The following is a 14,400-nucleotide window of genomic DNA, read 5'->3' as shown; positions in this document are numbered from 1 at the left end:
ATAAAGAAGTGTTTTGATTAAGTGCTTAAGTTAGAGCTTACTGAGTTTAAGCTAGACCTTGTAGATCTTAGCCGGAAGCGCTTGTCTTGCCGCTGCGCCCACAACCCAATCAAGCATCACGCCTTTGCCTTCTCTCGTCGGATCAATCAAGCCAATATCATTGATGTTAACGCCATCGTTTGACTTCATTTTCACTGGTTGTTGTGTGTCACCAATCCAGTGCGCACGCTCACCGAGTTCTTTGTGTCCAAAGCCGTGTTCAAAGCCTAATGTTCCCTGTTTTATACCATCAATCACCATCGCCAACGCATGTGTGGTTGAACTCGGTGTTTCAATGGCAAATACATCGCCTGTTTTGATGCCAGCAGAAGAGGCGTCTTGCGGGTGAATGTAAACCGGGTTCACGCCTTTGATCGACTCCAAACGTGGTGACAAGTTAGATACTGCACTGTGAATGTTGGATTTAAAGTTGGTTAGAGTAAATGGCCACTCTTTGGCCGGGAATTGCTCTGCTAAAGGTGTGCCGTCTGCCAGCTTCTGTGGATACCATGTCGGACAACCCATGTACTGTTCGCCACTGATGGTGTTGCGAGAGGTCCCCAGCTTTTCATTCCAGATAGCCAAAGGTTTGGTCCATTTGTATTTCATGGTTTCATTGGTGTAGGCATTGGTTGCGTCTTCAAAACGACCGCCACGCGCAAAGATATACGCCACTTTGAGCATCTCTTCTGGCTTAAGCGTTTTGTTCATCACTGGCACTAGGCGCTCTAGACCAGACCAAACGATATCTTCGGCATCTACATTCGGCACTCCGCCTTTAACGAACGCTAGATTAGCCGCAGAGCGTAAGTAGAAATCTTCCGCACTATGGATGCCGTGCCAGTTACCTTGGCTGTCTTTAATTACGTTATCGCCAAAGCCACCTAAGCCAAGTGTTTTCGCCACATCAATAAAGAAGTTCTCTAGGTTGATGGCGCGCCCATCTTGAGTGCGTGAGGTTTTAGGTTCAACAATCGGCCAACGAGCGGTGATCGCTTTGGTCGCAACACCATGCCACGGTGTTGCCATGCCCCAGCTTTCGTAGGTCACTGTGTCTGGCACGAGGTAATCCGATAATGCTGTGGTCTCATTGATGAAGGCATCGATAGACACGATCAAACCCAGTTGCTTTGGATCCTTAAGCTTTTCACCCAACAGGTTATCTAACCCCGGAACGCCATAAAGTGGATTCGCCATGTGGTTGATCCACGCTTTTGCGCGGTAAGGGTAGCCATCAATCGCAGCTGATAAGTGCTCGGTTAAAAGCGGCGCTGAGATTGGGTACCACGGCGCGCGTGTCGGGTAAGGTGATTCACCTGCCGCAACGCGACGCTTGTATTCGCTGGTCTTGTGATATGGGAATTTGCTGCGAGATAAGAACACCCCTTGAGGCTTAGTCTTGCCTTTGAACTTGGTAAAGTCGTAACGTGGGCCTGCAACCGATGTTGGGTAGCCACCTGCTTTCGCCATCGCACCGCCTTTTGCATTGATGTTACCGATCAGCGCGTTCAGCATTAGAATAGAGAACGAGTTGTAGAAGCCGTTGGTGTGCATGTTGCCACCGTGAGTATCAACAACTGCTTTAGTTCCGTAGCTGGTGAAGCGTTTCGCCAGCGCAATAATTTGATCTTGCGGGATTTCACACTGCTCACTGTAGTAAGCAAGGTCATATTTGAAGGCTTCTTCCTTCAATCTTTGTAGAGAAGACTTCACACGAACGGTCTGACCATCGATTTCTACGTCTTGATCGACAAACAACGCCGCCTCATCGACCTGTACATTTGATGTTGGTAGTGACGTTGTCACATCTAGTGCGATAAATCCGTCATCGTCAGATAGTGGCTCACCCGTTTCTAGTAAACCCATATCCGATGCACGAAGCATACGCCCGTTCTGAGGGTGTGTTTCGTCACTGATCACAAGGTGTGAAGCATTACACCAATGCGTGGTGCCTGCTTTCTGCATCGCTTGTGCACTTGGGCGAGACAAGAAATCGTGATTGTAGCGCTGGTTTTCGATGATCCATTGGATCATGCCCAGGACTAATGCTGAATCAGTGCCCGGTTTGATCGGTAGCCAGTTGTTACGATCGCCCGCCGCAAGGCTTGATGATCCTGCTGGAAGGCTTGGAGTCACAATGGTGTAGCTCAGTTTTCCATTAGTACGAGCTTCAGCCAGTTGTCTTGCTTGACGCTTGAACGGGTTACCCGCTTGAGCTGGAGACATACCGATGAAAAGAATGAACTCTGCGTTGTTGAAGTCTGGTTTTAAGTGCGAGAACTTGTCTAAATCATTCATGATCGCGCCAGAACCCGCGCGGAATGCGTAACCACAGTAAGAGCCGTGGTGACCAAAGTTGCGTGTTCCGTAGCTGTTAAACGCAAAGCGCTTCAAGATGTCATCACGACCTTCATTACCGGCATTAGTCACTAGTAACTGGTTGGCTTTAGGACCGTATTCAGGGTTGTTCGGATCGAGCGGTGTTTCGATATCACGAATCGAACGTAGGCCCTCGACTTCGCCCTCTCCGAATAAGTTACCACCTTCGGTGATCTCAGAGATGAGTTGTTCGTAACTGATCGGCTCCCATTTACCTTCACCACGCTTACCAACACGTTTGAGCGGTTGAGTGATTCGGTACGGGCTGTTTTGAATTTCTAACATGCCGTTACCGCGGGCGCAGGCTGTCGAGCGGTTATTGATACCTGATTCACCAGACAAGCCAATGTAGGCGTCTTTTACGGGCGTTTTGAACGGGATCTGCTGGTCACTTGATAGCGGGTGATACGGGTTACCCGAGATACGCAAGATCTCGTCATTGCGATTATCGATACGCACACGCAGGCCACACAGTGTCCAGCAACCGAAACACATTGACGGTGCAACGCGTTGGTTTGGATTCGGCGAAATCTTACCTTGCTCATCGACACTGTATTCCGTCTCTAGCGAATTACCGTGGTGGATGTGGTTGGTTTTTTTACCAGCGGTACCATCGATAGCACCGTGAACCATGTGTTTTGTGGTTGTCGCATAACCTGCAGCAAAAGCTCCAACACCACCGGCAGCAAGGCCTGTTTTCAAAAATTGACGACGTTTGTTATCCATGATGATTCCTCAGACTACAAGCTATGTGAGCGGTTAAGTGGTGAAGGTGTATTTTGGTTAGGCTTTGATGTTGTCTTTGGCGCACAGCCAGTTGCTCTTGTAGACCCAACAGTTCGAGTAGACACGATTTCAGAGGCGAACAACGCAAGTGCTAACCAAAGGCCACACATACCAACAATGCCAAGTAAACCAGCGCTACCCATTGGCAGTTCATAGGGGAATGGACCTACATCAAAATGGGGAATGGTTTGAACTTCCATCATGGTGACCCAACGAACCGCCCATGCTGAAACGATGGTCGCAAGCGCAACACAGATGACTCCTAGCTTGCTTTGCGATAGGCGTTGCAGTGGTAGAACCAAGATCATGCACAGCAAAATGCTGGTGGTCATGATGCCTAAATTGATGCCCCAAGCGTCGTTCTCATACAGGCTGAAGTGACCATGGTTAGATGCCCAAATCGACGTAAGAATGATGGCAAGGCCACCGGTTAGGGTAATCGTTCTTTGTACCAGATCGAGGTCTGTTGGTTTTAAGCTTGGCTTGGTGGATGGCAACAGAGCCCAAATCAATAGGGTTAAACCTATTGCAGCAAAGAATGCGGTCGTGAACCAAAGCAGCGGAGAAGCCGGTTGATGCCAAAGCGGGCGACTAGCCAAAATAGCAATCTCGGCACCTGTATAAAGCGCGATACTTAAGCCTGATAACGCAGTTGCAGCGGCTAATGCAATCATAACTTTTTTCGATACCTGCCATTGGCCCAGTGTTAACCAAGACAGACGCTTTAGAAGTGGGTTTTCACTCTCTTTAAGCTGTGCGATGTCATCACGCAGGTAAACCCAAGCAGTCGCAACAGCCAGACCAGAAAACAGAGGAAGAAACAGAGAGCCCAATGACATCCATGACCAAGGTGTGATGTGAGCGTAGAAGTGCCACGCACGTCCCGGTTGGTGTAAGTCACCAGTGAGGGCTAATGGTCCAACAATCGCGCCAATGGCCATTACAAGCACAAGGGCAGCACGGAATTGGTGGCTGGTAGAGTTTTTGAAGATAAGTGCAATCAAAAACAGAATAGCCGCCGCGTAAGCTGAACCTATGTAGAAGAAATACTGAACCGCCCACGGTAGCCAAGCGATCTCTTGAGCGGGAACTAACACCTCAGTGATATTCATGCTGTCGCTCCTTGTGTCGCGATTGCCAATTCTTGTTTGCTAGAGGATGAGTTATCGATGGCGGCTGGATCATAAATCGCAGGTTGGCCTTCAATGTGGCTAACGAATCGCTCGTTCATGCCGATATAGAAAACATGGGGGTTGGTATTCTGCTCTGGTTTAAGCACCTTGATGTCGTCTTGGTTTTCATTGAGCAGGCGGTTGATCTCGCTGTTTGGATCTTTCAGGTCACCAATGACACGCGCACCTCCAACACAGGTTTCGACACAAGCGGGCAGTAAGCCGTCTTCAAGGCGGTGTGCACAAAAGGTGCATTTGTCAGCGGTAAGCGTGTCGTTGTTAATGAAACGCGCATCGTAAGGGCAAGCTTGAACACAATAAGCGCACGCAACGCAGCGTTCGTTGTCGACCATCACGATGCCATCTTCACGTTGGAAGGTCGCTTGAACAGGGCAAACCTTTATGCAGGGTGCGTTGTCACAGTGATTACAAAGGCGAGGCAACATGAAAGATTTCACGTTTTGTTGAGCTGTCGAACCATCATCAAGGGAGACTTCATATTGTTTTACAGTGGTTCTGAACTGGCCAATCGGCGCTTGGTTTTCAACGCTACAGCCAACAGTACATGCCTGACAACCAACGCATTTACGTAAATCAATCGCCATCGCGTAGCGTTTACCTATTTCGCCTTTGCGGTCAGGTTGGTTGTTATTGCGAATGGCCGTGCTCGCGACTGCGGTGTTGATTCCGGCAATGGGAATGAGCGCAGCACCGGCGGAAACTTTACCGAATTGGCTGAGAAACCGTCTTTTCAATGAGTCCATAGTGGTACCTATAAATGGGTATTCTTTCTGTTGAGCTCATTGTCAGTTTTTGACCGTACACGGGGTATTGTGGATTTCCACATACCCAGATCAAAGTTGATCTAGAACAAATGTGGTTTTACCAATCTAGCTGTTATGCTTTGTTTTAAAGACTTGTTTAAGGCGATCTAAAGCATGAGTTAGGCGTTAAACATGTCGTCAGCGTAAAGACGAAGTGAAATTAATAAACAGTCCGTTTGGAGAAAGAGATTTTAGTGACAGTCAGAAACCTAATGACAATCGTTGGCCTTTGTTGGTTGAGCCTAACTGCGGGTGCGTGTTTAGCCGCTCAATCTGAACAAGCGATAGCAGCCCCAAGCTCAAGCCTAAACCAAAACACAGATGAACCCGATCAGGTTATCGAGGTTGGCGTGTTGGCGACTCGAGGTAAGCTTTCCGCTCAACAGCGTTGGCAGCCGACAATGGATTGGCTGTCGGATCGTATTGCGGGTAAGCACTTTGTCCTCAAGCCTTTCAATTTGGAAGAGATGGCTGAAGCGGTGAAAGGGGTCACTGTCGATTTTGTTATTACTAATCCAGGTCAGGCGGTTCGATTAGGACGCCAGTATGCGCTTTCTTGGATGGCGACCATGACCAGTCATAACGTTGAAGCTCAAGGCGCCAGTAATACACGCAGCATTGGTTCCGCCTTGGTGGTGAGAAGAATGTCGCCCTATATTTCTTTTGAACAACTAAGCGGTAAGCCGATTGCGGCGGTATCGGAAAATGCATTTGGTGGTTACTTAACAATGCGTTATCAAGTGATGCAAGAAGGGCTTAATCCCAACCACTTTTTTTCCAATACGCAGTTCTTAGGTTTCCCTATCGATGCCAGCTTGTACCAACTGCGAGAAGGACACATTGAAGCGGCTGTGGTGCCAGCTTGTTTGGTCGAGAGCATGATCAGTGAAGGCTTGCTGGTGGCGGGTCAATATCGCGTTATCGGTAATCAAGCGCCTGAAGGTTTTCGATGCCAAGTGTCTACGCCTCTGTATTCCAACTGGTCGTTTGCCAAAACAGAGCGAGCCTCTTCGGCATTAGCTAAGCAAATGAGTCAAGTGTTGTTTTCAATGCCAAAAAGCAGTGTGCCAGCCATTGCTGCGAATGCATCGGGTTGGACGTCACCGACAAGCTTGCTCTCAATCGACAAGCTTTATCAGCAACTCGACATGCACCCACTGCAACAACCTTGGTGGAAGGAAGCGTTAATCTGGCTCAAGTACAATCAACAGTGGGCATGGGCGTTCTTTATTCTTGTCGTGTCGCTGAATGCTTACCACTTCTGGCTAGAATACAAATTCAGTCGCAGCAAGAAACAACTAGAAGCGACGCTGTACAAGCTGAAAAGTAAGAGTGAACAGCTAGATCACTCACAACGTATCGCGGTAGTCGGTGAACTGGGAAGCAGCTTGGCACACGAGATCAATCAACCTTTGGCGGCCATTCGCAACTACAGTGAAGGTGGTTTATTGCGGATTTCGAAGAACAAACCATTGACCGATATTGAACCTGTGTTTGAGAAGATTCAGTCTCAAGTGGATCGTGCTGATGCGATCATTCAACGCTTGAGAAGCATGATAAAGAAACGTTCATCGGAAAAGTCACGGACTGATATCGAGCAGTTACTCACAGACACTATCGAGCTACTGCAATTTCGATTACAGAAACACAAGATAACCATTGAGCGCGACGCTGTAGGTAAGCCTATCCAACTGCATGTTGACCCGGTGGGATTGCAGCAAGTGATTGTAAACCTGATAAACAATGCGACCGACGCATGTAATGCACAACAGCATCGCGAACAAAGCGCTACGTCTGATATTGGTAACAAAAACAACGAACCATCGACAATTAAAGTGATTACCGAGTATCAACCGGATAAAATGATACTGTCGATTATCGATAATGGCACCGGTTTAGATTTCACTGAACAACAAGTCACTCAAGCCTTTGTGAGCAGCAAAGAAAACGGCTTGGGTTTAGGGCTGGCGATTTGCCAAGACGTGATTGAAGACCACAGTGGCAAAATGAGCATCACCTCACTGACTCCTCATGGTTGTCATGTCGCGGTGACACTGCCTTCCTCTATTTCAAATGACTCATAAGGAATCTTGTTATGTCTGAACTTCATCATACGTTGCCAGTCTATGTGGTTGATGATGATGAGTCGATGCGTGACTCATTGGTGTTCTTATTGGAAGAGCATGATTTCAAGGTGACAGCCTATGAAGATGGCCCGAGCTTTTTGGATGCAGTGGATTTGAATGCGACGGGATGCGTGGTGTTAGACAGTCGAATGCCTGAAATGAGAGGACAGCAAGTTCATGAGTTGATGATGAAAGCGCAGAGCCCATTGTCGGTGATTTACCTGACGGGCCATGGTGATGTACCAATGGCGGTGGAGGCATTGCAAGCCGGTGCGGTAAACTTCTTTCAAAAGCCAGTTAAAGGCAGTGAGTTAGCTGAGGCGATCAAGCAAGGGCTAGAGGCTTCTGAAAAGCATTTACACATGAATGTTTATCGCCAAGCGTATGCGTCGTTAACTGAGCGAGAAATCGATATTCTTAAGCAGATTATCGACGGCAAACGTAACCAGAAAATTGCCGATGAATTATGTATCGCGATGAGAACGGTAGAAGTACACCGAGCGAGTTTAATGAAGAAATTTTCTGCTAAAACGGTTGCTGAGCTAGCTTACATATACGGTCAACTGAACTAACTACAGCGACACGAAATTGCAGATAGGTATTCATCAATTTCGTTGTCGTTTTTTAAGATTATTTTGCTCAAAGGTGGTCTTCATTATCGAACTCTATTGAAGCAAGATCACACCATTTATGGAGTGCATAAGGATAGGTCTTAGTAGACTTTTTATCGCTATGTATTCCTGAGATACTGAACTAAGTTCATTTTAGGGCGGAACGTTTAAATAACGGCGCTTTTCCCTGTAATTAGAAACATTCACTATGGGTTGATCACCTTCCCGATATCGGGGCTAGTATCAGCCGAGTTAGGTTAAAATATTTTATGAGTACAATGGGAATCGCAATTGGTGCGACGGCTCTTTCGTTAATACTTGTCGCCGTGTGGCTGATCTCTTTATCGCTAAGAAAGCAGCGCTTGGAACAAGAACGTAAGGCTCGTGCTGTCGCTTATCGAAAAGCGATTGAAAAAGCGCGCATACAAGAGCAAAAAGAGCGTCACTTCAAAGCCGAAACTGGGCATGTACCGTCGATTCTGTATTTGGCAAAAGAAGCTGAACGTAACAATATTAAGGAAGCTCTGTATTGGTACGACAAAGCGGCGCAACTCGATAATATCAATGGCATGTACGGCATTGTGCGCCTAAGCATGAAGCGTAAAGAAGACCTGATTTTAAGAGAAAAAGCCAACTTTTGGCAGCTGGCAATCTCTGCTTTAGACAATGACGTATCGGCGAAATTCGAGATGGGCAAAGCGCTTGTCTTTGGTCGTGGAACCGATAAGAACATCCCTAAGGGTTATACCTATATTGAAGAGTCAGCGGCTGGTGGTAATACGGAAGCGATGCTGTTTATCGGTGACTGGTGTCTAGATAAAGAGAATCCCGATTACTCGGCTGAAAGCTCTGTTGAGTGGTACCAAAAGGCCGCTGAAAAAAACAACCTAGACGGCAAGATCAAACTCGGTATGAGTTATTTGAACGGTGTGGGTGTTGAGCCTAACCATGGCGAGGCTATTTACTGGCTTGAGACGGCTGCAGAAAAGAACAGTGCAGAAGCGATGTTTAGAGCAGGCGAAGCTTGGATTGACCATGGTGAACACGGCAACGCCATCGCTTATATCTGGTTATTCCTATCAGCTCATTTTGGCTACGCAGAAGCGAAGCATTTGAGGGATAAAGTCGGCGGGGAACTTGGTGTCGATGCAGTCGTGGGCTTACAGGCTCTGACTAAGCCAATAATGACTAAGCTGACCCAAGAAGCAATCACTAAGCATTCAATCATCAAAGCGCTTAACAAGCTCTACAAACGCAATGTGCCTGTTCCTAAGAAGGTTAAAGAAGCCTCCGAGGAAGAAGGTGAGGAGTTAAATGTAGATGAGAGCCAAATAGCGACTCAAGCGCCGAATGCTCAAGATACTAATGTTGATTACAGCCAGCAACCTAACACCGAACAAGCTTCAACAGAGAGACAAGCTACACCAAATAGTGATCCTCTAGATTTCAGTCAGTCTGCTGTTGAGTCTAACTGGAATAGAAGCCAGTAAGTTGCACTCATTGTTTGTGTACGGTTGATAGGTCGTTTTAGCTCTAATCGAGAAACTCAAGACAACAAAAAGGGAAGCTGATGCTTCCCTTTTTATTTATGTGCTATTTGCTTTTAGAGCTTATTAAGCTTTGTTTTGCTCAGCTTTACATACAGCCGCAGTGAACACGACGTCTGTTGAGCTGTTAAGCGCTGTTTCAGCTGAATCTTGAATCACACCGATAATAAAACCAACCGCTACAACCTGCATCGCTACATCGTTAGAAATACCGAATAGGCCACATGCTAGTGGGATAAGCAGCAGTGAACCGCCTGCAACACCCGATGCGCCACATGCCGAAATTGCAGCAACAAGGCTCAGTAGAATCGCAGTGAAGATATCAATTTCAATACCCATTGTGTGTACAGCTGCAAGCGTTAACACAGTGATGGTGATTGCAGCACCTGCCATGTTGATGGTTGCGCCTAGAGGGATTGATACAGAGTAAGTATCTTCATCTAGCTCTAGCTTCTTACAAAGGTTCATGTTCACTGGGATGTTTGCAGCGCTTGAACGAGTGAAGAATGCCGTTACACCAGATTCACGAATACATTGTAGTACAAGTGGGTATGGGTTCTGTTTTGTCTTTACAAAGACAAGCAGAGGGTTAACCACAAGTGCAATGATCAGCATTGAGCTTAGTAGAACCGCTAGCAGTTGACCGTAGCTTGCTAGTGCATCGAAGCCCGTTGTTGCGAATGTAGTCGAAACAAGGCCGAAGATACCGAATGGCGCAAGACGAATAATGAAGCGAACAATGTGTGAAACACTGTGGCTTAGGTCTTCGAAAACCGCTTTTGTTGTTGCTGATGCGTGGTGCAGAGCAAGACCAAGACCGATTGCCCAAGCAAGAATACCGATGTAGTTAGCGTTCATTAGTGCGCTAACTGGATTATCTACAAGCTTGAATAGAAGCGTATGAAGAACTTCTGCAATACCTTGAGGAGGGTTAGCACCTTCAGCGCCAGCAACCAGTGTCAAAGTGGTTGGGAACATGAAGCTCAGTACTACCGCAGTCAGTGCTGCAGAGAACGTACCAATCAGGTAAAGCACAATGATTGGACGCATATGAGTATGCTGACCTTTCTTTTGGTTTGCGATAGAAGCTGCAACAAGAATGAATACTAAAATTGGAGCAACAGCTTTCAGAGCACCAACAAACAGACTACCTAATAGGCCTGCATCTTGAGCTGCTGAAGGAGAAACCATGGCGAGAACGACACCGAAAACAATACCAGCAAGGATCTGTAGAACGAGATTTCCACGAGCGATGCGGGCGAGCATGTTGTGATTTTGCATAAAATACCTGCAATTGTTAATTTATTATAGTGATGTATTTTTTTATAAAGTTGTACCAAATCCAACTATACACTAGTGGAATGGGCGGTCATATTAGCGGGATCTAAGAGGGTGTCTAGGAATAGTTTACTTTTAGGGTGATTGTTTGCGCTACGTGGTGTTTTTAGAGCTAAATGTTAAATTTTTGTACTCTTGTTGAGATATAAATCTGCATGATAATACTCATTCGGGTCAATGTTCTGGTTCTAGTGCCGCCAGAGTCGATTAGCAAGATCATTGTGTGCAGAAATAATCCTATTGAGTTCCTGTTGATACAAAGAAGCCCCGCTGATACAAAAAAGCCCCAGCCCAATGCGTTAAAGAGCTCATGAATTAATGAGCTAATACGCGATAGGGACATAGGGCTTATTTACGTGTTGTAAACCTAATCCAATAATCGGCTATTTAGACGATTTCTTGATATTACGGCTCTCTGACTGCACGGTTTTGTACATTTTAGAAAGCTGCTTACTGTTCGCTCTCTGTTCTGCCAATGAGGCTCCATTTCTTGCTTGCTCTCTGAGTAGCTTCTCATAGTTAGAGAATCGTCTTTCAGAAAGCTCACCGCTTTCAATGGCTTTGCGTATTGTGCATCCTGGTTCTGACTCATGACTGCAATCAGAAAAGCGACAATGCATCGCTAACTCTTCCACATCCGAAAAGGTTTCACTTACTCCTTCAGCACAATCGGCGAGTTGTAACTCTCGCATACCAGGAGTATCGAGCAGTAAACCACCCGATGTTAGCAAGTGGAGCGATCGTGACGTGGTTGTATGACGGCCTTTGCTGTCGTCTTCACGAATACCGCCCGTTTCTTGCTGAGTTTCGCCAAGTAGCGAGTTCACGAGTGTCGATTTACCAACGCCGGATGACCCCATTAAAGCCACCGTTTTGCCCGTTTTACACCAAGGTGATAATACTTGAGTAGAGTCTTGGTCTAGGCTATTAACGGCTTCGATCATCAGCATAGAATCTAAGCTTTGAACTTGTTGTACTTTGTCTTGGTAGTCGTCACACAAGTCTTTCTTGGTGAGTACGATAACGGTTTCAACTTGCGCTTCGTTGGCGAGTGCTAGATAGCGTTCGATGCGGCTTAGATTAAAGTCGTTATTTAACGAAACCACGATAAAAACGGTGTCGATATTGGATGAAATATATTGTTCAGCTAAGCGACTGCCTGCAGCTTTACGGCGGAAGAGCGACTGACGCTCAAGTAAGCGGTCGAATTGCAGCTCAGAGTTCAACATCACCCAGTCACCAACCGTCATTGCGGGTTGGTTTTTATGAACGGGTAGAACGATTTCGCCTTGCTCTGACGCTAATGTATAGCCGCTGCGATGGTGCGCGGTAATGCGAGCAATGACGGAATGATCATAGTCTTCGAGTGTCAGTTGTTGTTGAAATACAGGTTGCCATCCAAGCTGTTGAAGTGACATTGGATGAGAAAATGCAGTTTGTGAATTCATGTTTATTTACCCAGACGTGCGAGCTTTCTTTTCTTGTGAGAGCATTAAAGTCTTATCAGTGCATTAAAGTCTTATGAGAGCATTAACATCTTGTGAGATCTCAGGTTATTGACGAGATCAAAAGAGTTAATGAGACCAAAAAGAGTTGCTGAGATTAAAAAGTGTCGAGACGTCAAAAATGTTTTGAGCTTGGGTCGAATTCAAATAGATAGGACCCCGGATTTAGTCATGCGCTATTGGCATGAGAGATTGATCTCTTATAGATCAATAGTTAACCGGGTAAAAGTGTGCGGTAGTCAACGGGTGACGAGATGTTGGTCGATCGATATTTAAGTTGGATTAACCAAACATATTAACGCGTTACTTTTACTGCCAGTTTTAGTGTGTTCATTACAATCATCTTCTATTCTCCTTGGGTTATTTATGTGTTCAGGCTTTGAATAAAAAGCGAACTCAGTTTAACAAAAAGCCACGATGGCGAGAAGTCATCGTGGCCTAAATTATTTTATCAATTGTGAATACGATTAATGATGATCGTGATTCATCTTTTTCATGCCGCTCATTACTTTCTTAACCGGCGCATCGAAGGTCTGTGTTTCACCATTGGCGAAAGTCAGTGTCATCTCGATTTGCTCACCTTCTTTTAGGCTGCTTGCTAGGTCGAACAACATGATGTGTAGGCTACCTGGTTTAAGTACTGCTTCACCGTTCGCAGGGATGGTGATCTCTTGAACTTGGCGCATTTTCATAACATCGCCATCCATGATTACATCATGAAGTTCTACTTTACCTGCTGCAGGTGTTGTTGCAGAAACAATAGCGCGATCTTTATCGCTGTGGTTCATCAGAGTCGTGAACACCGCGCTGTTCACTGCTGAAGGCGGGGTTGCACGAGCGTAAGCGTCGTGAACCATAATGTCACCTTTAGCATGAGCAAGAGGTGCAAGCAGTAAGCCTGCTAGAGCAAGAGCTTTTAACTTCATGTTGTTGTCCTTAGTTTTTATGTTTTGGTCTGGGACCTGACTTTTTTAGTTCGAACTTTATTGAGTAAGTTCTTTATTTTTACGTTTTACTGCGTCAATTTGTTGATGGCCTCAACAATTGGCGCTGGCGTTAACGTATGCGGCACTTTGGTAATCAGTGTGCCGTCGGGCTTTAAAAAATAGAAATATGAGCTGTGGTCTAAGGTGTATTCCAACTCTGAACCTTCAAGCTTAGTTTTTCTGAAAATAACACCGTAGTTATGGGCCAGAGTAGTGGTGACATCCAATGGACCACTTAGTCCTTCCATCATCGGGTGGAAGTATTGCGCGTATTCATACGAGGCTTCAGCGGCATCACGTTCTGGATCGAGAGAAACAAACATTGGGCGAATCTTTGCTTTTGCTTCATCAGAGACTTGGTTAAGTGCTCCGGCCAACATAGCCAAAGAAGTCGGGCATACATCTGGGCAACGTGTGAAACCGAAGTAAACGATACGAATTCTGTCATCGGTTTGGTCAAAGATTTCCGTTGGCTGGTTGTCTTTGCCGAAAAGAGTCGTTGCGGAGAACTCTTGTTTTGCAGCGTGTTGTTCTTGAACTTCGTTTTGCCCATCAAGATAGCTTTTGACACCAAAGCCAAGTACAAAAGCGACAACCAATGCTAACGACCAATTTCTACTCATCTTGCCATCCTTATTGCAGGGTTTACAGTATCGACACCATCAGTGAGCTCACCGACCCATGTCATTTTATCTAAAGTACATACAGGTAAAATCACTTCACCTTCATAGGTATTATTGCCAATGCTCTTCAATTGAAAACGCGCTGATCCCATTTCCATTTCTAAACCGGTGAGCGATAACATCAGTGTCTCAGATGCAGCACCTTCCCAAACGACCTTTATCTTGGTGGGTAGAAGAGGTTGCGCGGTTTCGCGATCAAGCGACATTGAAATGGATTCCTGCTCACACGATATGGTTGAAAGCATGCAGTAGTCATCCAAGTTGACTTCGGCAGTTGAGTGCTCAATGACCGACTTAAATTTTTGAAATACTTGCGGCCCATAAAAACCTGCCACGAGAGCTATGCCAAGAGCCACCACCTTTAATGCTGGGTGCATGTCGTGTTCTCATCTAATTTTATAAGA

11 protein-coding genes are annotated in these 14,400 nt (G+C 46.1%); 3 read left to right on the top strand and 8 right to left on the bottom strand.

Annotated features, from left to right (window positions below):
* Positions 1-51: 51 nt before the first annotated feature.
* Genes AC3CH4_RS17185 through dsrO form a run of 3 tightly spaced genes read right to left on the bottom strand, consistent with a single transcriptional unit; the run spans position 52 to position 5,140 of the window.
* Positions 52-3,144 carry a molybdopterin-dependent oxidoreductase gene (locus AC3CH4_RS17185; RefSeq protein WP_488544117.1) on the bottom strand — a complete coding sequence of 1,031 codons (3,093 nt, stop codon included), beginning with the start codon at positions 3,142-3,144 and terminating at the stop codon, positions 52-54.
* A 14-nt stretch (positions 3,145-3,158) separates the two neighbouring features.
* Entirely contained in the window at positions 3,159-4,316 is a 1,158-nt protein-coding gene (gene nrfD / locus AC3CH4_RS17180) for an NrfD/PsrC family molybdoenzyme membrane anchor subunit (protein ID WP_488544116.1), read from the bottom strand.
* Positions 4,313-5,140 carry a sulfate reduction electron transfer complex DsrMKJOP subunit DsrO gene (dsrO, locus tag AC3CH4_RS17175; RefSeq protein WP_488544115.1) on the bottom strand — a complete coding sequence of 276 codons (828 nt, stop codon included), beginning with the start codon at positions 5,138-5,140 and terminating at the stop codon, positions 4,313-4,315. The genes nrfD and dsrO overlap by 4 nt, the downstream gene beginning before the upstream one ends.
* Before the next feature lie 254 nt (positions 5,141-5,394).
* Here dsrO and AC3CH4_RS17170 point away from each other — a divergent pair, with 254 nt between their 5' ends.
* The 3 genes from AC3CH4_RS17170 to AC3CH4_RS17160 all read left to right on the top strand — a co-directional run bounded on the left by AC3CH4_RS17170 (position 5,395) and on the right by AC3CH4_RS17160 (position 9,427).
* The gene (locus AC3CH4_RS17170; protein ID WP_428782982.1) at positions 5,395-7,284 is read left to right on the top strand and encodes a sensor histidine kinase; all 1,890 of its coding nucleotides are present in this window, start codon (positions 5,395-5,397) and stop codon (positions 7,282-7,284) included.
* Between the two features lie 11 nt (positions 7,285-7,295).
* Complete coding sequence (locus AC3CH4_RS17165) at positions 7,296-7,898, top strand: response regulator transcription factor (RefSeq protein WP_065206699.1); 603 nt, start codon at positions 7,296-7,298, stop codon at positions 7,896-7,898.
* 308 nt (positions 7,899-8,206) lie between these two features.
* Positions 8,207-9,427 carry a tetratricopeptide repeat protein gene (locus tag AC3CH4_RS17160; protein WP_488544114.1) on the top strand — a complete coding sequence of 407 codons (1,221 nt, stop codon included), beginning with the start codon at positions 8,207-8,209 and terminating at the stop codon, positions 9,425-9,427.
* A 123-nt stretch (positions 9,428-9,550) separates the two neighbouring features.
* Here the strand turns inward: AC3CH4_RS17160 and sstT are convergent, their stop codons facing one another.
* From sstT to AC3CH4_RS17135, 5 genes are all read right to left on the bottom strand, one after another.
* On the bottom strand, positions 9,551-10,765 hold the full coding sequence (gene sstT, locus AC3CH4_RS17155) for a serine/threonine transporter SstT (RefSeq protein ID WP_004732110.1): 1,215 nt from the start codon (positions 10,763-10,765) through the stop codon (positions 9,551-9,553).
* 440 nt (positions 10,766-11,205) lie between these two features.
* The gene (gene rsgA, locus AC3CH4_RS17150; RefSeq protein ID WP_488544113.1) at positions 11,206-12,270 is read right to left on the bottom strand and encodes a ribosome small subunit-dependent GTPase A; all 1,065 of its coding nucleotides are present in this window, start codon (positions 12,268-12,270) and stop codon (positions 11,206-11,208) included.
* Between the two features lie 524 nt (positions 12,271-12,794).
* The gene (locus AC3CH4_RS17145) at positions 12,795-13,253 is read right to left on the bottom strand and encodes a copper chaperone PCu(A)C (protein ID WP_488544112.1); all 459 of its coding nucleotides are present in this window, start codon (positions 13,251-13,253) and stop codon (positions 12,795-12,797) included.
* 86 nt (positions 13,254-13,339) lie between these two features.
* Entirely contained in the window at positions 13,340-13,936 is a 597-nt protein-coding gene (locus AC3CH4_RS17140; RefSeq protein WP_004732104.1) for an SCO family protein, read from the bottom strand.
* A complete protein-coding gene (locus AC3CH4_RS17135) occupies positions 13,933-14,373 on the bottom strand; it encodes a hypothetical protein (RefSeq protein ID WP_017073657.1) in 441 nt (146 codons plus the stop codon). Before AC3CH4_RS17135 ends, AC3CH4_RS17140 begins: the two co-directional genes overlap by 4 nt.
* Between the last annotated feature and the right edge of the window lie 27 nt (positions 14,374-14,400).

Source organism: Vibrio sp. QJM3NY_26 (assembly GCF_057786005.1).
The sequence above is the reverse complement of the archived record's forward strand: the minus strand, read 5'-3'. Positions and strand labels throughout refer to the sequence as shown.